The organism is Aquibium sp. ELW1220 (assembly GCF_030398385.1).
Classification (GTDB): Bacteria; Pseudomonadota; Alphaproteobacteria; order Rhizobiales; family Rhizobiaceae; genus Aquibium.
This window is the reverse complement of record NZ_JAOAOQ010000001.1, coordinates 1-19,275: the sequence shown is the minus strand read 5'-3', so window position 1 is coordinate 19,275 and position 19,275 is coordinate 1. Positions and strand designations below refer to the sequence as shown.

Sequence of the window (19,275 nt, the reverse complement as noted above, 5' to 3'; positions counted from 1 at the left end):
CCGGGAGACGCTGTTGGACGAGATGGTCGAGCGGACATGCATCGTGACGCGCCTCGTGGGCGAGCCGGACGAGATGATCCGTTTCGTGACCGGCCCGGACATGTCCGTCGTGCCGGACCTGAAGCGGAACCTGCCGGGCAGAGGCTGCTGGGTCACGGCTGAACGGGGACGGGTCGACGAGGCCGTACGCAAGAAGCTGTTTCGCCGTGCCCTCAAGGCGGAGGTGACGGCGAACCCGGAACTCGGCGCGCTGGTCGACGGACTGATGGTGAAGGCATTGTGCGGCGGCCTTGGACTTGCGCGAAAGGCCGGCGCTGTGGCATTGGGCTCGGCAAAAGTCGATGCCGCGATACGGTCGGGCAAGGCGCTCGTCGTCCTCCACGCCTTCGAGGCGGCCGAGGACGGCGTGCGGAAAATGACGCAGGCACGCACGGCCACCGTCCATCTGGGCGGACCGGACATACCCGCATACAAACTCCTTTCGGAAGCCGAAATGGGTTTGGCAATGGGGGGTACAAATGTGATACATGCTGCCGTGCTCGCGCAGGACGCAGGCAAGGCGGCATTCAGGCGCGCGGTTGCGCTTGACCGTTACCGGGGCGGACCCCCGGATGGCCGCGCGGCGGTTGAAGGTGTCCCGGGAACGACGACGCCTCATAAGGATACGGAATGACGGATACGAAATCAGGCGACGACAAGACGCTGACCGTGAATACGAAGAAGACGCTGACACTGAAGCGCCCCGGCGTCGAGCAGGGCACCGTGCGTCAGAACTTCTCGCACGGGCGCACGAAGTCTGTCGTCGTCGAAACGAAGAAGCGCAAGTTCTCCGTTCCTGGAGAACGGACCGAAGGCAGCAGCCAGCCGGTCACGCTCGCACCGCGGCCTCAGCCGCAGGCGCCGCGCCCTGCCGCGCCCACACAGCAACTGCAATCCGACCGCGTCCGTCCGCCGCTTCAGACGGAGCGCTCCGGTGTCGTGCTCAACGACCTGTCGGGCGAGGAAATGGAAGCGCGGCGCCGCGCGCTTGAAGGCGCCCGTGGCCGCGAGGCCGAAGAGCGCAAGCGCGCACAGGAGGAGGCGCAGCGTCGCGCCGAGGAAGACGAGCGCCGCCGCAAGGAGCGCGAGGATTCCGCACGCCGGCAGGCCGAGGAGGAAGCCCGCCTCGCAGCCGAGGCCGAAGCGCGCCGCCGCTCCGAGGAGGAGGCCAAGCGCCGCGCGCCGCAGATCGACATCGAGCCGGCTACCGAAGAGGCGGAGACGAAGAGCAAGGCCCGCCCGGCGGTCGCGCCAAAGCGTGCGCCCGCCGTCGAGGTTGCGCGTCCTGCCAAGACCACGCGCGACGAAGACCGTCGGCGCGGCAAGCTGACGCTGACCAGCGCCCTGTCGGGCGACGAGGCCCGCGGCCGGTCGCTGTCGTCGATGCGTCGCCGCCAGGAGAAGTTCAAGCGCGCGATGCACCAGGAGCCGCGCGAGAAGATCTCGCGCGAGGTGACCGTTCCCGAGACCATCACGATCCAGGAACTCGCCGGCCGCATGGCCGAGCGCGCCGTGGACGTGGTCAAGTTCTTCATGAAGCAGGGCCAGATCCTGAAGCCCGGCGACGTCATCGACGCCGACACGGCAGAACTGGTGGCAAGCGAATTCGGGCATACCGTCAAGCGCGTTGCCGAGTCCGACATCGAGGAAGGCCTGTTCAACATCGCTGACAAGCCCGAGAACCAGGCGCCGCGTCCGCCTGTAGTCACGATCATGGGCCACGTCGACCACGGCAAGACGTCGCTGCTCGACGCCATCCGCGAAACCAGCGTGGTGTCCGGCGAAGCCGGCGGCATCACCCAGCACATCGGCGCCTACCAGGTCGAGAAGAACGGCCAGAAGATCACCTTCATCGATACACCCGGTCACGCCGCCTTCACGGCGATGCGTGCCCGTGGCGCGCAGGCAACCGACATCGCAGTGCTTGTGGTTGCAGCCGACGACAGCGTGATGCCGCAGACGATCGAGTCCATCAGCCACGCCAAGGCGGCCGGTGTTCCGATCATCGTGGCCATCAACAAGATCGACAAGCCGGATGCCGATCCGCAGAAAGTCCGCACCCAGCTGCTGCAGCACGAGGTGTTCGTCGAGACCATGGGCGGCGAGGTTCTCGACGTCGAAGTATCGGCGACCAAGAAGATCAACCTCGACAAGCTGCTCGAGGCGATCCTGCTGCAGGCCGAACTGCTCGATCTTCGTGCCGATCCGGAGCGTACTTCGGAAGGAGTCGTCATCGAGGCGAAGCTGGACAAGGGCCGCGGCCCGGTCGCGACGGTTCTCGTGCAGACCGGCATGCTCCTGCCCGGCGACATCATCGTCGCCGGCGACCAGTGGGGCCGCGTCCGCGCGCTGATCAACGATCGCGGCGAGCAGATCAAGGATGCCGGCCCTTCTACCCCGGTCGAGGTGCTCGGTCTCCAGAACACGCCGAAGGCAGGCGACCGCTTCGCCACCGTCGAGAACGAGGCCCGCGCCCGCGAGATCACCGAGTACCGCCAGCGGCTGTCCCGCGACAAGGCGGTGGCAAAGCATGCCGGGCAGCGCGGCTCGCTCGAGCAGATGATGTCGCAGCTCCAGACTTCCGGCCTGAAGGAATTCCCACTGGTCATCAAGGGCGACGTGCAGGGTTCGATCGAGGCGATCACGGTCGCGCTCGACAAGCTCGGCACCGACGAAGTCCGTGCGCGCATCGTCCATGCGGGCGCAGGCGGCATCACCGAGGGCGACGTGTCATTGGCCGAGACGTCGAGCGCCGCCATCATCGGCTTCAACGTGCGCGCCAACAAGCAGGCATTGCTGGCCGCCGAGAAGGCGGGCGTCGAGATCCGCTACTACAACATCATCTACAATCTCGTGGATGACGTGAAGCAGGCGATGTCGGGCCTCCTTTCGCCGGAGCGCCGCGAGACGTTCCTCGGCAATGCGGAGATTCTCGAGGTCTTCAACATCACCAAGACCGGCAAGGTCGCGGGTTGCCGCGTCACCGACGGTCGTGTCGAGCGCGGCGCGGGCGTGCGCCTGATCCGCGACGACGTGGTGATCCACGAGGGAACGCTGAAGACGCTCAAGCGCTTCAAGGACGAGGTTCCGGAAGTGCCTGCCGGGCAAGAGTGCGGCATGGCGTTCCAGAATTACGAGGATATCCGCGCGGGCGACATCATCGAGTGCTTCCGCGTCGAGATGGTCACGCGGACGCTGTAGTCTCCGACCAGGATTCCTTTGACAGGGGGCGGCACGTCGCCGCCCCTCCGGCCTATCGAGACGTGCGGCGCGGTTCGATCCCGCGCCCGCGATCCAGGATTTGAAATCATGTCTTCTTCCGCCTCCGGTCCTTCCCAGCGCATGCTTCGCGTCGGCGAGCAGGTTCGCCACGCCCTTTCCGACGTGCTCCAGCGCGGCGAAGTTCTCGACGACGTTATCGAGAAGACCGTCATCTCGGTTTCGGAGGTGCGCATGTCGCCCGACCTGAAGATCGCGACGGCCTTCGTCACGCCGCTCGGCGCCAGCGACGGCGACGCGGTGATCAAGGCGCTGGCGCAGAATGCAAAATTCATCCGCGGCCGCGTTTCCGGTGCGCTGCGGCAGATGAAATACATGCCGGAGTTCCGTTTCCGGCTCGACACCAGCTACGACAACATGAGCAAGATCGATCAGTTGCTGCGTTCGCCCGAAGTGGCCCGCGACCTCGATCGCGACGGCGAAGAGGACAAGGACTGATGGCGCGGCGCGGAAAGAAGAAGGGTCGCCCGATCTCCGGCTGGGTGGTGTTCGACAAGCCGCACGGCATGGGCTCAACGGACGCGGTGGCAAAGATCAAGTGGCTGTTCAAGGCCGACAAGGCCGGCCATGCCGGCACGCTGGATCCGCTGGCGTCCGGCATGCTGCCGATCGCACTCGGCGAGGCTACTAAGACCGTGCCCTACGTCATGGACGGCGCCAAGGTCTACCGCTTCACCGTCACCTGGGGCGAGGAGCGTTCGACGGACGACCTTGAGGGCCAAGCGACGAAGACGTCCGACCTGCGTCCCTCAGACGAACAGGTACGGACGCTTATGCCGAAGTACACCGGCGTGATCATGCAAGCGCCACCGCAGTTTTCGGCGATCAAGATCGCCGGCGAACGTGCCTACGACCTCGCCCGTGAAGGAGAGACGATCGACATCCCCGAGCGGGAAGTCGAGATAGGCCGGCTCGATCTCATCGAGTGGCTGGACGAGCGCCGGACCGTTTTCGAGGTCGAGTGCGGCAAGGGCACCTACGTCCGCTCGCTGGCGCGAGACATGGGCCGAGACCTCGGCTGCTTCGGTCACATCTCGGAACTGCGCCGCGTCGAAGTGGAACCCTTCACGCCCGACGAACTCGTGACCCTTGCGGACCTCGAGGCCGCAGCCGCGCTGGCCGCTCCCGTGGGCGAACCAGGCGAGGACGGCCGCATCATCGACCCGCGCAGCGAAAAGGAACGGTTCTCCGCGATCGACGCACTCGTGGTCGACACGGGTGCCGCTCTCGACTGCCTGCCGCAAGTAGCTGTTTCCGACGACGCCGCAACCAAGATCCGGCTCGGCAATCCGGTGATCGTGCGGGGTCGCGATGCCCCCGTCGAGGCAGACGAAGCCTGTGTCACCGCGCGGGGTCGGCTCGTCGCGATCGGGGCTATCGAGGCGGGCATGTTCAAGCCGAAGCGGGTTTTCGCCGGTCGCTGACGAATGTCGGGTACCCTTATTCCTTGAGCAGATTTTCCTGTCCCTCGGGGATATCTCCACGCCGACCTCCCCGGGTATCGCGAGTCTCGCTCGCAAGGTCGCCTTCACCGACCGTCGCCGCCTCGTCATCCACTGGCGGCGTACCTTCCCTCGGAGGCCGTTCCGGGGTCGATCCCGCATCAGCGGGCCGATCGGCCCGCCAAACGGGAACCCCCTTCGGAAAGACGACCTCGCGGGCGGGATCTGGCATATCGATTCCGCCCGCCACCAGCGCATTCTTCGACAGGCGCAGCAGCGCGGAGTTGATCTTCGCGGGCGAATAGCTCGCGCTGTCGAACCAGTACTGCACCCGCAGATCCACCGTTGCCGTACCCAGCTGGTCCACCAGCACCAGCGGCTCCGGCTGGTCGAGAACAGCCGGATGGTTTCCGAGCACGCCGGCGATGATGGCCTGTGCCGCCGCGGTGGAGGTATCGTAGCCGACCCCGACCATGAACTCGGCCCGCCGGCTCGGGATGCTCGAGTAGTTCTTTATGATGCTCTTGTAGACGGTGGCGTTCGGAATCTGCACATGGTTCCCGTCCAGTGTCAGCAACACCGTACTGCGCGTGTTCAGGTTCTGCACGATGCCGACATGTCCGCCCACATCGATCAGATCGCCGGAGCGGAACGGATTGCGGACGCTGAGGAGCAGGCTCGCCAGAAAGTTCTCGGCGATGTCGCGGAAAGCGAATCCGATGACGATACCGATCAGTCCCGTCCCGCCCAGGACCGTGACGGCCAGGTTGGTCAGACCCGCCACCTGAAGGACGAAGTAGATCCCCAGCAGGAAGACCGGCACGCTCAATGCCCGCACGATGACCGACCGAAGCAGCGGTGAGGAGATGCGCGGCGCGAGAAAGGCAGCGGACGCGCGGCTGACAAGGCCGGCGACGACCCAGGTGGCGAGGGCGATTACAGCGGCCAGCAGGAGCAGCGGCCATGCCTGAACGGCGCGCTTGTAGAGCCTCGCCGATTCTTCCCCGGCGCGCGAGAAAGTGGCGCCGACGTCGCCAGCAAGCTCGATACGGTTGACAACGGCGATGACGCCGGGGAGGTTCGCCGCCAGTTCGCCTGCCCATTGTCGGTGCTCCTGGACGTCCGCCAGACCGTCGAGAAACACCACACCATCTCGTATCGACACGCTGGCCTGCTCGAACCAGCGCGTGGACTTGAGGATTCCCTGCAGTCGCCTGGCATTCTCCAGGTCGAGACCGGAAGACTCGGGCGCAACGGCTGGCGTTGGCGAACCGTCGTCCCCCTGGGCCACCGCCTCCTGGGAGGCCGTGGGAGATGACAGCACTGCAGCGAGCGAGGCAACCACCGCCATCTGGCTCAGTCGCCGGATCGGCATCCGCCGTGTATCGTCAATGAACCCGATGTCTGCTTCCATGGACGCGCAACGCCATGGCGGGCCGCGTCGTTCCTGCAGGTGGCGACTGGGGCCTCGCCGCGGCCTTGACATTCCCCTTCCACCATCCAACTAGGACTGGTCGCCAACGGAGACCCTTCATGGCCGATACGCGCAAGACTACCATCGATCCCGCCGAAGTCGACCGCTTCTCGCGGATGGCTGCGGAATGGTGGGACCCGACGGGGAAGTTCAAGCCGCTGCACAAGTTCAATCCTGTCCGGCTGGCCTACATCCGCGACCGGGTGGCCGAACAGTTCGGCCGGGATCCGCGCTCGAGCCGGCCTTTCGACGGGCTGCGGTTCCTCGACATAGGCTGTGGCGGCGGGCTCCTCTGCGAGCCGATGGCTCGTCTCGGCGCGACGGTTGTCGGGGCAGATGCCTCCGAGACCAACATCGAAGTGGCACGTTTGCACGCGGCGCAGAGCGGCGTCTCGATCGACTACCGGGCGACGACCGCCGAGGATCTGGCAGATGCGGGCGAGCAGTTCGACGTCATCCTCAACATGGAAGTGGTGGAGCATGTCTCGGACGTGCCGCTTTACATGTCGAAATGCGCGGAGATGGTGAAGCCCGGTGGCATCATGTTCGTCGCCACCATCAACCGGACGCTGAAGGCGCTCGGGCTGGCCATCGTCGGCGCGGAGTACGTGCTTCGCTGGCTACCGCGTGGCACGCACCAGTACGAGAAGCTGGTGCGGCCAGACGAACTGGAGCGGGCGCTTTCGGAGTCCGGCATGACTATCACCGATCGGACCGGAGTCACTTACAATGTCTTCGCCGACCGCTGGCAGAAATCGCGCGACCTCGACGTCAACTACATGGTGCTGGCACAGAAGCCCGCCCTTTCCTGAGCAGGCAGAGGCACGGAAGCGTCCGTCAGGCCGACTGTGACTGAGCACGCGTGGTCATGGCCACGCCGACGGCGATGATGGCGGCTCCGACCCATGTCAGCAGCGCGTAGTGCTCGTCGAGGAAGAGCGTTCCGGACACCAGGCCCAGGGCTGCGGCGACATACCCCATCTGGCTGAGATAGACTGGCCCGCCAACCACCTGGAGGCGGAAGAAGAAGACGAACATGCCCGCCGATGACAGAACCTGGACAAGGGTCTCCAGCGGAACCGCCTCAAGCGCCGAAGGATCGAAGCCCCAGGGCGACCAGATACCGACCAGCAGCAGGACGCCGGCCGCAGCAAAATGGCTGCCATAGGCCAGTTCCAGCGCGCCTGCATGGCCCGGCCAGTCCATCGTCCTGTAGATGTTGCCGAGCGCGAGGGCGACGGGGATCAGCAGTCCCAGCGCAACCCAGAGGGGCGAGGCAGGCTGGCCGAGTTCGCCGCGGGTCGTCGCCACAACGAGCGCGCCAGCGAAGCCGACGGCGATGCCGGCGATGCCAAGCCCGTTCGGTCGCCGCAGCTTGAGCAGCATCGACAGGCAGAGGGTGATGACCGGCGACAGCGTGAACATGATGGCTGTGAAGCCGGCGCCGAGATGCGGAATGGCCGCGAAGACGATGATGTTGGGGATGCAGTAGGAGATGGTCCCAGCGAGAACGAAGTAGCGTAGCCGGTGCGCGTCGGGCCGACGCAGCCCGCACCGCACCGCATCCACCACGACCAGCGTCGTCGCGACGCCGAAGGAGATGACGAAGGACCAGATCACCGGCGAGACGCCCGCCTCGCTGGCGATCTTGCCAAGCGGGAAAATCATGCCGAGCAGGCCGCCGGTGATCATCAGCAGCGCTGCCGCCGAATCCCAGACCGGTTTCATGTATGACTGTCCAACGTCATTCGAACGATGACGGCGCCCGGCGCCGTCTCAGTTCCTGTCGTCCGGGAAGACCGGGATGGGCATGAACTCCACCCCATCCTCGATCAGTGCCCGGGCCTCGTCCGGAGTCGCCTGGCCATAGATGCCTCGCGCCTCCGTTTCGCCGAAGTGAATCTTTCGGGCCTCCTCGGCGAACCTGTCACCAACATCGTCTGCCTCCCGCTTCACCTTCTCGGCCAGTTCCTTCAGCTGCGTCAGGACGCGCTTCTGCTCCTCGCCCATGGCGAGCGCAATCTGCTCGCGCTTGCGACCGGTGGAGACGGAAGGCGCCATCAGCGCCTTCTCCACGCTGCTCGACCCGCAATGCGGGCACTCGACGAGGCGCCGGTCGGTCTGCCTGTGGAAGTCCTCGCTGTTGCGAAACCAGGCATCGAAGGCATGGTCGCCGTCACATCTCAGGGAGAAACGGATCACGAGGCAACTCTCCGAAGCGGGACCGGCGCGGCCACCTCGTCGAGTTCGAACTCACGGGCGTTCTTCAAATTGGGCACTTTCCTGCGCGCCGCAGACGATGCTGCAGTGTCGATCTCGGCGATCACGACCGCCGGCTCGTCGTGCCCAGCCTCGGCCAGGACGCGTCCCCACGGGTCCACCACCATCGAATGGCCATAGGTCTCGCGCCCATCCTCATGGCGGCCCCCCTGGGCGGCGGCAATAACGAAGGCGCCATTCTCTATCGCGCGGGCGCGCAGCAGCACGTGCCAGTGCGCCTCGCCGGTCTGCCGGGTGAAAGCTGCAGGCACCGTAAGAATCTCGGCCCCGGCCAGCGCCTGGGTGCGGAAGAGTTGCGGAAAGCGCAGATCGTAGCAGACCGCGAGGCCGAGACGAACCTCCTCGACCGCAGCAACCACGGCACGACCGCCGGGCTGGTAAGTGGCGGACTCACGCCAGCTTTCGCCATTATCGAGATCCACGTCGAACATGTGGATCTTGTCGTAGGTGGTAATCAGTGCGCCATCGGGGGCGAACAGGAAGCTCCGGTTGGCGACCTTGCCGTCGGCGAGCGCGATGGCAGTGGAGCCGACATGGATCGTGATTTCCAGCTCGGCAGCGAGCCTGGAGGCCGTCCCCGCGATGATGTCTTCGGCCTCGGACTTCAGGATCGCACGGAGCGCCTCCCGGTTGCGAACGAGGCCGCCCGTCATTTCTGGCGACTGGACGTAGCGGGCTCCAAGGGCCGCCGCTTCACGCACCATCGTTTCGAAGGTCTGCGCGTTGGCGGCGGGATCCATGCCGGATCGCATCTGCAGTGCCGCCACCTTGAACACGCTCATGGTCCATTCCTTCAGGCGTTGCCGGACAACAGCTTGTCGAGCCGACCGCTCTCTTCCGCATCATGCAGGTCGTCGCAGCCGCCGACATGGACGTCACCGACGAAAATCTGCGGGAACGTGCTGCGCCCGGAACGCTCGGTCATCTGCTTGCGCAGTTCCGGGGAAAAACTCGCATCGTGCTCCGTGTAGGACACGCCCTTCTTGTCGAGAAGCCGCTTTGCAGCGCTGCAATAGCCGCACATCATGCGGGTGTAGATGGTCACGTCGGGCATGGCATGGTTCCGGATGGCTTTTCTATATAGGGTCACTTTCGGCATCGAGGAAGTCCTCCGGCAGAACGCGGGCGAAGGTCAGCACATCCACGCCACGGGCCCCCGCTCGCTTGAGCGAACGCGCGACAGCGGATACCGTTGCTCCGGTCGTGAAGACGTCGTCTATCACCAGTATCCGCCGGTCGCGCACGGCGTCGCTCGCGACCTTCCGAACGACGAAGGCGCCGCGCACATTCTCATCTCGTTCCGTTCTGCCGAGGCCGACCTGCTGCCGGGTATTGCGACGGCGCATGACGAGTTCTGGCTCGAAGCGAAGGCGAGCCGCAGCGGCGACCGCTCGACCGAGTTCGGCCGACTGGTTGAAGCGACGCCACAGAAAGCGTCGGCGGTGCAGCGGCACGGGCACCACGATGTCGGCCTCGGCGAGCAGTTCGCGGCCCGCCCGCAGCATCCAGACCGCCATCCAGGGCGCGAGATCGGTTCGGTCGTTGAACTTGAGCGCCTGAGCCATGCGCCGCGCAACGCCTGTGTAGGAAACCGCCGAACGCGCGCGGTCGAAGGCCGGGGGATCTGCGATCGCGGCGGGAGACACTGCACCGTCGCCCATATCGAACTGGAACGGCGTGCCGAGGATTTCGCACCAGGGAGGCTCGATAAGCCTCAACTCTGTCCAGCACGCGCCGCAGAGCGAGCCCGGGATGCTGACGATCGTACGGCAGCCGCCGCACAGGGGCGGAAACAGGATGCGCGCGGCACCGGCCGCCAACGCGGTCACTCGGCGCTTGATATCGGGAGACAGATCGGCCACCACGCTCTCCAATGGGCCGATCCTATCAGACTGTGCGGGGTCGGCCCATCGGTCCCCGACGGAATCGAGGAAAGGGATCCATCATGGAAGTGTTGTTCGAAACCGGCCTCGTGGTCCAGCGCCGGAAGCGGGCGCGGGCACAGGCGGCGGATGGCGCCGATTTCCTCCTGCGACGCGTCGCAGAGGATCTGGTCGACCGCCTTTCGACCGTGGAGAGGCGCTTTGCCAAGGCCGCCGTCGTGAAAGGTTGGACGCCGCTGGTGGCCGAGGCCCTCGCCGCATCGGGAAAGGTCGGCGACGTGCTGCGGATCGAGGCCGACCCGTCCTTCCTCGACGAAGATGAGGGTCTCGTCGCCGACGGAGACCGGCTGCCGTTCGAGCCCGGAAGCCTCGATCTCGTCGTGTCGCTGCTCAACCTCCAGGAGGCGGACGACATGCCGGGGCAGTTGATCCAGATACGCCGTGCCCTCCGGCCGGACGGGCTCTTCATGGCCTGCCTTGCGGGCGCGGGAACACTGGCGGAACTGCGCGATTGCCTGCTTGCCGCCGAGACGGACATCATGGGCGGCGCCAGCCCGCGCATCATCCCTTTCGCCGACGTGCGCGACATCGGAGGCCTGCTGCAGCGCGCCGGCTTCGCGCTGCCTGTGGCGGATGTCGAGACGGTTGGCGTCCGGTACGGCGACATGTTCGGCCTGATGCGGGACCTGAGGTCCATGGGCGCGACCAACCCGCTCCGCGGCCGGCTGAAGCACCCGACGCGACGCGCCGTCTTCTTACGAGCGGCCGAAATCTATGCCGAGCGTTTCTCGGATGCGGACGGGAGGGTAAGGGCGACGTTCAACCTGGTCTGGATGTCCGGTTGGGCGCCACATGAATCGCAGCAGAAGCCGCTGAAGCCCGGCTCGGGGACGATTTCGCTGGCCGAGGCGCTGAAGTCGCGAGAGGGCTCGTAGACCCCCTCAGTTCAGGGAGCCGTTCAAGGCGGAGGTCGGTTCGCCGAACAGATACTCGATCGCGCTGTAGACCTTGCCGATGCCTCCGACGATCGCGAGAGACAGAACGGTGGCGATCAGGCCGTACTCCACGACCGTCGCACCACTTTCATCGATCCAGAATTTCGCGAGCATAGGTGGGCGCACTCTTCCTCTACCAGGTGGAACTCTAACCATCAGGATTGGAAGATTCCCTTAACCGGCACGGTTAATTGCCGCTAACGCGGCTTCTTGTGCTGCCGCGCGACGCATTCACCGGCAGTCGCCGGTCTGGGCGCCGTCCGAGCGGATAATGCAGACCGACTCCGGCGAAGCCTGCAGAACGCTGCGGCGGATCGTGTAGCTGCGATCCGAACCGACGGAGCCCGTCGACATGAAGTCGAGGCCGTCGGCGTCCGCTCTGCGCGTCAGCCGTTCCTCTGCGAGCGGCGCGATGACGAGTCCGAGGGCCACTGCTACAGAGCCGAAGATCAGCGCGAGGCGGATTGCGCTGCCCGGTATGAAGCTGGGCTGTGGGCCGTTCCAGTCGTCATCCATCCGCATCGCCGATCCCCATCGTCGCCATGCCGCGCACAAACGCCTTGGCTCGTCCTGGAACAAGCTTCGCATGACGGCCTGAACGATCCATTAACGCTGTTGGCGGCCGCTTTTAGCGGAGCGGCAATCGCCTTGACCGTCAGAGAAGATCGATGAGAAAGGGAATCAGCGGCTCGTCGGCGGGCGGCATCGGGTACTCGCGCATGTCGCGCGGGCGGACCCATTTCAGCCTCTGGCCCTCCAGTCCACGTGCCACCCCTTCGTACCGGCGGCAAACATAGAGCGGCATCAGCAGGTGGAAGCCGTCGTATGTGTGGCTGGCGAAGGTGAGAGGCGCGAGACACGCCACCCTGGTCTCGATGCCGATTTCCTCGCGCAGTTCGCGGATCAGCGTCTCCTCCGGCGTTTCACCGGGTTCGACCTTCCCGCCCGGAAACTCCCAGAGCCCGGCCATGGCCTTGCCATGCGGGCGCTCGGCGAGCAGCACGCGGCCGTCGGCATCGACGAGCGCGCAGGCTGCGACGAGGAGAATGCGCCGTTGGGTTCCGGTCATTGTCAGGTGCCTGGCGGACGGCGGTAGTGGTAGCGGTATACTTCCGCAAATCCGAGCGAACGGTAGAGCGCGAGTGCAGGGTCGTTGTCTGCCTCGACCTGCAGCCATGCCTCGCGGGCGCCGCGATGCCGCGCCCATTTGAGCGCCGACATCACCACCTGCCGACCGTAGCCATTGCCGCGCCTGCCCGACAGGGTCGCCACTTCGAAAAGGCCGGCCAGATCACGATCCTGGACGCAGATCGCGGTTGCGACAGGCTCGTCCGCCTCCTCGGCAACGAACAGGCCGGCCTCTGGCTCGATGGACCCGATCACCTCAGACAGGCCCGGACGCATGGCTTGTTCCATGCCATGCACCCGCAGTGCCGCACCGACGAAGCGCCCGATATCCTTGAGCGGGATCTGGTCCATGACGCCGTCAAGGCGCGCTCCGTCGAGGTCGACGCGCATGACAATGGATTCCGAAAAGCGCAGCCAGTCCTCCCGGTCGAAAAGGTTTGCAAGCGCACGGCCGGCAAGTGGCGAAATGCGGAAGGTCAGCGGCCGGCCATAGGCGTCGAAGCGGCGCGCCGCCCTGGCGATACGATCGGGAATGTTGGAATGGTCGCCCGGATCCAGTGGGTTGATCGAGTTGAGCCGCTTTGCCGGCAGGCCGGCCGTCAACCGGATCACCCAGGTTCCATCATATTGTACGAAGGACGCAGGCCACGCACGGAATCCAGCGGCCTCGTAGCGCCTCACCATCGCCAGTTCCGGCATATTGCCCAGTCCCGTCCGCACTCAAACCCCGCTCTAGCTGCGGTAGTCCCCATTGATGGCGACGTATTCCTTGGTGAGATCGCACGTCCAGACCGTGGCCTTGCCGCGCCCAAGGCCGATGTCGACGCCGATGCGTATGCGATCGTTCTTCATGTAGCCTGACACCGCGGCTTCCGAATAAGCGGGGTCTCGCTCGCCTTCATGAGCGACGCGGATGTCGCCGAACCAGATCGCCAGGCTGTCGCGGTCGGCCGGTTCGCCGGCCTTGCCGACAGCCATGACGACGCGACCCCAATTTGCATCTTCACCCGCGACCGCCGTCTTGACGAGCGGAGAGTTGGCAATCGACAGCGCAATGCGCTTGGCCGAGCGGGCCGAGCGGGCGCCGGAGACCGCGATCTCGATCTCCTTGCGGGCGCCTTCTCCATCCCGCACGACCTGCAGTGCAAGGTTCTTGAGCAGGCGGTTCAGGGCCCTCTTGAACTGTGCAAGCTGCGGATCGGCGTCAGAGGAAATGCGCGGCGCGCCGCGACCGGCCGCCTTGCCCGTGGCGAAGAGGAGCAGCGTATCGCTGGTCGACGTATCGCTGTCGACGGTGACGGCGTTGAAGGTCGAATCGGCGCCCCGCTTCAGAAGCTTTTGCAGCACGGGCGCCTCTATCGGCGCGTCGGTGGCCACGAAGGACAGCATCGTCGCCATGTCCGGAGCGATCATGCCGGCGCCCTTGGCGATGCCGTTGATCGTGACGTCGACTCCTCCCAGCTTCACCGTGGCCGTGGCGTATTTCGGGTAGGTGTCGGTGGTCATGATCGCCCTGCCGGCGTCGGCCCAGCGATCGGCGGAGCCGTCCAAGGCGAGCCCGGCGAGCAGGTGCGAGAAACGGGCAGCGTCAAGCGGTTCGCCGATGACACCGGTGGAGGCGAGATAGACCTCGTCCTCGCCGCATCCCGCCGCCGCAGCCGCGGCTTTGGCCGTCATGGCGGTTGTCTGCCTGCCCTTCTTCCCGGTGAAGGCGTTGGCGTTGCCGGAGTTGACCACCAGCACGCGCGCCTTGCCTGCCGGCAGGTTCTGCCGGCAGAAGTCGACCGGCGCCGACGGGCACTTCGAACGAGTCAGGACGCCAGCCACGGTGGTTCCGTCATCGAAACTCATCATCAGGAGATCGGTGCGGCCCTTGTACTTGATGCCCGCCTCAGCGGTCGCGATACGCACGCCCTCGATCGGGGGCAGAACGGGATGCTTGCGCGGGGCGAGCGGAGAGATGGTGCTGGACATGGCGAAGGGACCGCGTGGCGTTCGAGCTTACTGCGCTGCTTCTTCCTCGCCGAGCGCCGCCTTCAGCGCCGGATCCTGTACCTCGACCGTCGCCGCCTCGCGCAGCGCCTGGACTGCGGCGAAGTAGGTTTCCCGGAAAAGCAGGGTACGGACCTGTTCCTTGACCTGGTCAAAAGCCGGAGGCTGCTGGGTCCGCTTGTCCTCGACCTTGATCACGTGGAAGCCGAACTGCGTCTGCACCGGCTCCTTCGAATATTGACCGACCTCGAGAGCGAAGGCCGCTTCCTCGAAAGGCGGCACCATCTGGCCGGGGCCGAAATAGCCGAGATCTCCGCCCTGCGCGGCGGCGCCATCGGTGGACTTCTCCTTGGCAATGGCCTCGAAATCACCGCCTGCCTCGAGTTGGGCGACGATCGCGTCGGCCTCTTCCTTCGTCGCCACGAGGATGTGACGCGCGCGGATCTCGTTGACCGGCGGCGTTGCCGCAACTTCCTTGTCGTAGCGGGCGCGAACGGCTTCCTCGGTCACCTCCGCCGCGACCTTGCTCTCCACGAAGGCGCTGTGAAGCGCGCGCTGGCGAAGGAACTCCATCCGGTCCTGGAAGGCCTCGGTATCGTCGAGCCCCTCTTCGTCGGCCTTTGTCGCGAGCAGACGGATCTCGATCGCAGCGCTCAGCGCGGCGGCGCGCTTCTGCTCTTCGGGAAGCTGGGCGAACTGCGGGCCGAGGTCGCTCTGAGCCATCTCCAGATCGTGCTCGGTGATCGGAGAGCCGTTCACGGTGGCGACTACCGTCTTGTCCGGAGCCGCATCCTGGGCGAATGCCGCGACGGGTGCCGAGAACACGAGCCCGAAAACCAGGCCGCATGCGGCAAGCGAGCGGAGGGGGACGGTAGGACGCATCGGATATCTCCAGACGGAAGCGTGGGGCGCAGCCTTTCGCGCCGGAATGAGGCGAAATTTGGCGATCGGAGGCTCCGGCAGCGAACGTTGACATCGCCAGCGCCCCCTCTTATCTGTCCTTCGTCTTGGCGTCCAGAACCGTTTTCCGGACGCTTTTTTGATTGAGGACCGCGCCGAAAAACCCCGCAAAGGCGCGATCCCGCCGGCCTGTGCCGGAGCGGTTTCTTTTGAAAGGACCATTGTATGGTCAGTCTCGGTGGCCTCGCCCGCAAGATCTTCGGTTCGGCCAATGACAGACGCATCAAATCGTTGCGACCGAGGGTCGCCGCGATCAATGCGCTTGAAGCCGAAATGAAGGCGCTCTCCGACGAGGCGCTTCGCGGCAAGACCGATGAGTTCCGTACCGAGATCGCCAACGGGCGCGAACTCGACGATCTCCTCGTCCCCGCCTTTGCCGTGGCCCGCGAGGCCGCGCGCCGCGCCATCGGCCTGCGGCCCTTCGACGTGCAGCTCATCGGCGGCATGGTGCTTCATGATGGCGGCATCGCCGAGATGCGGACTGGCGAGGGCAAGACGCTGGTCGCGACGCTTCCTGTCTATCTCAACGCGCTCAGCGGCAAGGGCGTCCATGTCGTCACGGTGAACGACTACCTCGCCAAGCGCGACTCCGAATGGATGGGCCGCGTCTACGGCTTCCTGGGCCTGACCACGGGCGTGATCGTACACGGCATCAGCGACGAGCAGCGCAAGGCGGCCTACGCCTGCGACGTGACATACGGAACCAACAACGAACTCGGCTTCGACTACCTGCGCGACAACATGAAGTACGAGCGGTCGCAGATGGTGCAGCGCGGCCACAACTACGCCATCGTCGACGAGGTGGATTCGATCCTGATTGACGAAGCGCGCACACCGCTGATCATCTCGGGGCCGCTAGACGATCGTTCCGAGCTCTACAACCAGATCGACACCTTCATTCCCCAGCTCGATGACTCCGATTTCGACATCGACGAGAAGCAGCGAACGGCCACGTTCACCGAGGAAGGCACCGAGAAGTTGGAGAACCTGCTGCGCCAGGCGGGCCTGCTCAAGGGCGCATCGCTGTACGACGTCGAGAACGTCTCGATCGTCCATCATGTCAACAACGCGCTGAAGGCGCACCGGCTCTTCCAGCGCGACAAGGACTACATCGTCCGCGACGATGAGATCGTCATCATCGACGAATTCACCGGACGCATGATGCCCGGCCGCCGCTATTCGGAAGGCCTGCACCAGGCACTCGAGGCCAAGGAGCACGTCAAGGTCCAGCCAGAAAACCAGACGCTCGCGTCGATCACCTTCCAGAACTACTTCCGCATGTACGGCAAGCTCGCCGGCATGACCGGCACCGCGTCGACCGAGGCCGAGGAGTTCGGCAACATCTACGGCCTCGGCGTCTCGGAAATTCCGACCAATCTGCCCGTGTCGCGCCTCGACGAGGACGACGAAGTCTATCGGACGGTCGAGGAGAAGTTCAAAGCGATCGTCCGCGAAATCAAGGAGGCGAGCGCCAAGCGCCAGCCGATCCTGGTCGGCACGACCTCGATCGAGAAGTCGGAATTCCTGGCCGAACGCCTGCGCAAGGACGGCATCACGACCTTTGAGATCCTGAATGCCCGCCACCACGAGCGCGAGGCACAGATCGTTGCGCAGGCAGGAAAGCCGGGGGCGATCACCATCGCCACCAACATGGCCGGCCGCGGCACCGACATCCAGCTCGGCGGCAATGCCGACATGCGCATCGCGCAGGAACTGGAAGGCGTGCCGGAGGGACCGGAACGGGACGCGCGGGAGAAGGCCATTCGCGAGGATGTGCAGCGCCTGAAGGACGAGGCGCTCGCCGCCGGAGGCCTCTACGTGCTGGCCACCGAGCGACATGAGTCGCGCCGCATCGACAACCAGCTGCGCGGCCGCTCGGGCCGCCAGGGCGACCCCGGCCGTTCAAAGTTCTTCCTGTCGCTGCAGGACGACCTGATGCGCATCTTCGGATCGGAGCGCATGGACGGCATGCTGCAGAAGCTCGGCCTCAAGGAAGACGAGGCCATCATCCATCCCTGGATCAACAAGGCGCTCGAGAAGGCGCAGAAGAAGGTCGAGGCCCGCAACTTCGATATTCGCAAGAACCTGCTCAAGTATGACGACGTGATGAACGACCAGCGCAAGGTCGTCTTCGAGCAGCGCAAGGAACTGATGGACGGTGAGAACCTGTCCGAGACGGTCGCCGAGATGCGCCAGGACGTGATCGAGGAGCTCGTTTCCAAGCACATCCCCGAGAACGCCTATGCCGAACAATGGGACATCAAAGGCCTTCAGGAAGGCGTCCGCTCGTACCTCAACCTCGACCTGCCGATCGAGGCGTGGGCCCGTGAGGAAGGCATCGACGAGGAGCAGATCACCGAGCGTCTGACGCAGGCGGCGGATGCGATGGCGAAGGACCGCGCAGAGCGTTTCGGTCCCGACATCATGACATATGTGGAGAAGTCCATCCTCCTGCAGACGCTAGACCACCTCTGGCGCGAACATCTGGTCAACCTCGACCATCTGCGTTCCGTCGTCGGCTTCCGTGGCTATGCGCAGCGCGATCCGCTCAACGAGTACAAGTCCGAGGCATTCGAACTCTTCCAGGCGATGCTGGGCAACCTCCGCCAGGCGGTCACATCACAACTGATGCGCGTCGAACTCGTGCGGGAAGCCGCCGAGGCGCCGCCGCCCGCCGCACCGCGCGCGGTCGGCCACCATGTCGATGCCACGACGGGAGAGGACGAGTTCGCCGACGACGAGGTCATGGTTGCAACCTACGAGGCCACCATTGTTCCGCCTGAGGAGCGCAATCCCGAAGATCCGTCGACCTGGGGCAAGGTCGGGCGCAACGAAGCCTGTCCCTGCGGGTCGGGCAAGAAGTACAAGCACTGCCACGGCGCGTTCGTCTGACCGGCGCACGGACGACCCCAGGGCCGGACGCTGGCCCGGACGCGGTGGCGAGCCGCCATCGCGGTCTGTCCGGCATGTCCCGCCGAACCGTTTCTTAAGCTGTGCATGATATGGCTCGGAGCGTCGCAATGACGCTTTCGAGGTATGGGTACAGTGCGTTTTTCAGCCGCCACGACTGCGGACAGGCTGCTACCGGAGCGTCTCGCAGCGGCGGCACGCCCGCTGCTGAGACGCGCCGACGCGCTGTTGGGCGGTCGCGACGAAGCGGGCGAAGCAGGCCGCGTCTCGCTGATCGCCTTCGCCATCCGCATCGTAAACGCCGTCATCGCCTTCGTCAGCCAGGTTCTGCTCGCCCGCTGGATGGGTCCATTCGAGTACGGCATCTTCGTTCTCGTCTGGGTGACCATGGTCATTGCCGGGAACCTGTCCTGCCTCGGCTTCCACACCTCTGTCATCCGTTTCGTTTCGGAATACCGTGAGAATGGCCGGACGGAGGAACTCCGCGGCCTCCTCCTGACGAGCCGCCTGTTCGCGATCGCATCCTCCACGCTCATTGCCTGCATCGGCTTCGCCGGATTGTGGTTGTTCGAGGATGCGGTGGAGAGCTACTACGTCGTGCCCTTCTATCTCGGGATCATCTGCCTGCCGATGATCGCGCTGTCGGATCTCCTGCAGGGGATATCCCGGGCCCATGCGTGGGCCTTTTCGGCTCTGTCGCCCACCTATCTCGTGCGCCCCGTGCTGATCCTCGCCTGCATGGCCGGTGCGCTCGCCGCCGGCTACCCACCAACTGGTCGTGTCGCGAAGGTGGTGGAAATTTGAAGGTGGCGTAATCTCCGGGTGAACGAAACCCACCCAACCGGCGGCTGACACCGCCAAGGAGATCACGCCATGACGAAGAATACAGACGT

General features: G+C 65.2%; 19 protein-coding genes and 1 pseudogene. 8 read left to right on the top strand and 12 right to left on the bottom strand.

The window, feature by feature from the left end:
* Positions 1 to 22: 22 nt before the first annotated feature.
* The 4 genes from N1F91_RS00100 (at position 23) to truB (ending at position 4,742) form a co-directional block, all read left to right on the top strand.
* Positions 23 to 673, top strand: a complete 651-nt coding sequence (locus tag N1F91_RS00100) for an RNA-binding protein (protein WP_289989741.1) — start codon at positions 23 to 25, stop codon at positions 671 to 673.
* On the top strand, positions 670 to 3,240 hold the full coding sequence (infB, locus tag N1F91_RS00095) for a translation initiation factor IF-2 (RefSeq protein ID WP_289988135.1): 2,571 nt from the start codon (positions 670 to 672) through the stop codon (positions 3,238 to 3,240). The genes N1F91_RS00100 and infB overlap by 4 nt, the downstream gene beginning before the upstream one ends.
* Positions 3,241 to 3,348: 108 nt before the next feature.
* Entirely contained in the window at positions 3,349 to 3,756 is a 408-nt protein-coding gene (gene rbfA / locus N1F91_RS00090) for a 30S ribosome-binding factor RbfA (protein WP_289988132.1), read from the top strand.
* Positions 3,756 to 4,742, top strand: a complete 987-nt coding sequence (gene truB, locus N1F91_RS00085) for a tRNA pseudouridine(55) synthase TruB (protein ID WP_289988130.1) — start codon at positions 3,756 to 3,758, stop codon at positions 4,740 to 4,742. The genes rbfA and truB overlap by 1 nt, the downstream gene beginning before the upstream one ends.
* Before the next feature lie 16 nt (positions 4,743 to 4,758).
* On the opposite strand, the gene N1F91_RS00080 is transcribed toward truB, so the two are convergent.
* The gene (locus tag N1F91_RS00080; RefSeq protein WP_289988129.1) at positions 4,759 to 6,174 is read right to left on the bottom strand and encodes a mechanosensitive ion channel family protein; all 1,416 of its coding nucleotides are present in this window, start codon (positions 6,172 to 6,174) and stop codon (positions 4,759 to 4,761) included.
* A gap of 119 nt (positions 6,175 to 6,293) precedes the next feature.
* Here N1F91_RS00080 and ubiG point away from each other — a divergent pair, with 119 nt between their 5' ends.
* Complete coding sequence (gene ubiG, locus N1F91_RS00075; protein ID WP_289988128.1) at positions 6,294 to 7,046, top strand: bifunctional 2-polyprenyl-6-hydroxyphenol methylase/3-demethylubiquinol 3-O-methyltransferase UbiG; 753 nt, start codon at positions 6,294 to 6,296, stop codon at positions 7,044 to 7,046.
* A gap of 25 nt (positions 7,047 to 7,071) precedes the next feature.
* On the opposite strand, the gene N1F91_RS00070 is transcribed toward ubiG, so the two are convergent.
* Genes N1F91_RS00070 through N1F91_RS00050 form a run of 5 tightly spaced genes read right to left on the bottom strand, consistent with a single transcriptional unit; the run spans position 7,072 to position 10,376 of the window.
* Positions 7,072 to 7,962 carry a DMT family transporter gene (locus N1F91_RS00070; protein ID WP_289988125.1) on the bottom strand — a complete coding sequence of 297 codons (891 nt, stop codon included), beginning with the start codon at positions 7,960 to 7,962 and terminating at the stop codon, positions 7,072 to 7,074.
* A gap of 48 nt (positions 7,963 to 8,010) precedes the next feature.
* Positions 8,011 to 8,436 carry a DUF1178 family protein gene (locus N1F91_RS00065; protein ID WP_289988122.1) on the bottom strand — a complete coding sequence of 142 codons (426 nt, stop codon included), beginning with the start codon at positions 8,434 to 8,436 and terminating at the stop codon, positions 8,011 to 8,013.
* Positions 8,433 to 9,296, bottom strand: a complete 864-nt coding sequence (locus N1F91_RS00060) for a carbon-nitrogen hydrolase family protein (RefSeq protein ID WP_289988120.1) — start codon at positions 9,294 to 9,296, stop codon at positions 8,433 to 8,435. Before N1F91_RS00060 ends, N1F91_RS00065 begins: the two co-directional genes overlap by 4 nt.
* A gap of 11 nt (positions 9,297 to 9,307) precedes the next feature.
* Positions 9,308 to 9,568, bottom strand: a complete 261-nt coding sequence (gene grxC / locus N1F91_RS00055) for a glutaredoxin 3 (RefSeq protein WP_289988117.1) — start codon at positions 9,566 to 9,568, stop codon at positions 9,308 to 9,310.
* A gap of 22 nt (positions 9,569 to 9,590) precedes the next feature.
* Positions 9,591 to 10,376, bottom strand: coding sequence for a ComF family protein (locus tag N1F91_RS00050; RefSeq protein WP_289989739.1), 786 nt, complete (start codon positions 10,374 to 10,376; stop codon positions 9,591 to 9,593).
* Positions 10,377 to 10,459: 83 nt separating this feature from the next.
* Between N1F91_RS00050 and N1F91_RS00045 the strand changes: the two genes are divergently transcribed.
* A complete protein-coding gene (locus tag N1F91_RS00045) occupies positions 10,460 to 11,332 on the top strand; it encodes a methyltransferase domain-containing protein (RefSeq protein WP_289988115.1) in 873 nt (290 codons plus the stop codon).
* 6 nt (positions 11,333 to 11,338) lie between these two features.
* On the opposite strand, the gene N1F91_RS00040 is transcribed toward N1F91_RS00045, so the two are convergent.
* The 6 genes from N1F91_RS00040 to N1F91_RS00015 form a co-directional block, all read right to left on the bottom strand.
* Entirely contained in the window at positions 11,339 to 11,506 is a 168-nt protein-coding gene (locus tag N1F91_RS00040; protein WP_289988113.1) for a Flp family type IVb pilin, read from the bottom strand.
* Between the two features lie 117 nt (positions 11,507 to 11,623).
* On the bottom strand, positions 11,624 to 11,914 hold the full coding sequence (locus N1F91_RS00035) for a hypothetical protein (RefSeq protein WP_289988111.1): 291 nt from the start codon (positions 11,912 to 11,914) through the stop codon (positions 11,624 to 11,626).
* Positions 11,915 to 12,047: 133 nt separating this feature from the next.
* Positions 12,048 to 12,461 carry a (deoxy)nucleoside triphosphate pyrophosphohydrolase gene (locus tag N1F91_RS00030; RefSeq protein ID WP_289988109.1) on the bottom strand — a complete coding sequence of 138 codons (414 nt, stop codon included), beginning with the start codon at positions 12,459 to 12,461 and terminating at the stop codon, positions 12,048 to 12,050.
* Positions 12,462 to 12,463: 2 nt separating this feature from the next.
* Positions 12,464 to 13,219, bottom strand: coding sequence for a GNAT family N-acetyltransferase (locus N1F91_RS00025; protein WP_289988108.1), 756 nt, complete (start codon positions 13,217 to 13,219; stop codon positions 12,464 to 12,466).
* 33 nt (positions 13,220 to 13,252) lie between these two features.
* Positions 13,253 to 14,494 (bottom strand): bifunctional glutamate N-acetyltransferase/amino-acid acetyltransferase ArgJ, encoded by a 1,242-nt coding sequence (gene argJ / locus N1F91_RS00020; protein ID WP_289988107.1) that lies wholly within the window; start codon positions 14,492 to 14,494, stop codon positions 13,253 to 13,255.
* A gap of 27 nt (positions 14,495 to 14,521) precedes the next feature.
* Entirely contained in the window at positions 14,522 to 15,394 is an 873-nt protein-coding gene (locus N1F91_RS00015; RefSeq protein ID WP_289988105.1) for a peptidylprolyl isomerase, read from the bottom strand.
* Between the two features lie 243 nt (positions 15,395 to 15,637).
* Here N1F91_RS00015 and secA point away from each other — a divergent pair, with 243 nt between their 5' ends.
* Entirely contained in the window at positions 15,638 to 18,364 is a 2,727-nt protein-coding gene (gene secA / locus N1F91_RS00010; RefSeq protein WP_289988103.1) for a preprotein translocase subunit SecA, read from the top strand.
* Positions 18,365 to 18,517: 153 nt separating this feature from the next.
* A pseudogene (locus tag N1F91_RS00005) lies at positions 18,518 to 19,147 on the top strand (lipopolysaccharide biosynthesis protein); the annotation flags it as partial.
* Positions 19,148 to 19,275 lie beyond the last annotated feature (128 nt).

What these genes read in the sequence shown, in the direction of transcription:
- N1F91_RS00060 (WP_289988120.1), bottom strand. Translation starts at nt 9,296, where the DNA reads ATGAGCGTGTTCAAGGTGGCGGCACTGCAGATGCGATCCGGCATGGAT.
- N1F91_RS00100 (WP_289989741.1), top strand. Translation starts at nt 23, where the DNA reads ATGGTCGAGCGGACATGCATCGTGACGCGCCTCGTGGGCGAGCCGGAC.
- N1F91_RS00015 (WP_289988105.1), bottom strand. Translation starts at nt 15,394, where the DNA reads ATGCGTCCTACCGTCCCCCTCCGCTCGCTTGCCGCATGCGGCCTGGTT.
- grxC (WP_289988117.1), bottom strand. Translation starts at nt 9,568, where the DNA reads ATGCCCGACGTGACCATCTACACCCGCATGATGTGCGGCTATTGCAGC.
- N1F91_RS00080 (WP_289988129.1), bottom strand. Translation starts at nt 6,174, where the DNA reads ATGGAAGCAGACATCGGGTTCATTGACGATACACGGCGGATGCCGATC.
- rbfA (WP_289988132.1), top strand. Translation starts at nt 3,349, where the DNA reads ATGTCTTCTTCCGCCTCCGGTCCTTCCCAGCGCATGCTTCGCGTCGGC.
- N1F91_RS00040 (WP_289988113.1), bottom strand. Translation starts at nt 11,506, where the DNA reads ATGCTCGCGAAATTCTGGATCGATGAAAGTGGTGCGACGGTCGTGGAG.
- ubiG (WP_289988128.1), top strand. Translation starts at nt 6,294, where the DNA reads ATGGCCGATACGCGCAAGACTACCATCGATCCCGCCGAAGTCGACCGC.
- N1F91_RS00030 (WP_289988109.1), bottom strand. Translation starts at nt 12,461, where the DNA reads ATGACCGGAACCCAACGGCGCATTCTCCTCGTCGCAGCCTGCGCGCTC.
- truB (WP_289988130.1), top strand. Translation starts at nt 3,756, where the DNA reads ATGGCGCGGCGCGGAAAGAAGAAGGGTCGCCCGATCTCCGGCTGGGTG.
- N1F91_RS00045 (WP_289988115.1), top strand. Translation starts at nt 10,460, where the DNA reads ATGGAAGTGTTGTTCGAAACCGGCCTCGTGGTCCAGCGCCGGAAGCGG.
- secA (WP_289988103.1), top strand. Translation starts at nt 15,638, where the DNA reads ATGGTCAGTCTCGGTGGCCTCGCCCGCAAGATCTTCGGTTCGGCCAAT.
- argJ (WP_289988107.1), bottom strand. Translation starts at nt 14,494, where the DNA reads ATGTCCAGCACCATCTCTCCGCTCGCCCCGCGCAAGCATCCCGTTCTG.
- N1F91_RS00070 (WP_289988125.1), bottom strand. Translation starts at nt 7,962, where the DNA reads ATGAAACCGGTCTGGGATTCGGCGGCAGCGCTGCTGATGATCACCGGC.
- N1F91_RS00025 (WP_289988108.1), bottom strand. Translation starts at nt 13,219, where the DNA reads ATGCCGGAACTGGCGATGGTGAGGCGCTACGAGGCCGCTGGATTCCGT.
- N1F91_RS00035 (WP_289988111.1), bottom strand. Translation starts at nt 11,914, where the DNA reads ATGCGGATGGATGACGACTGGAACGGCCCACAGCCCAGCTTCATACCG.
- infB (WP_289988135.1), top strand. Translation starts at nt 670, where the DNA reads ATGACGGATACGAAATCAGGCGACGACAAGACGCTGACCGTGAATACG.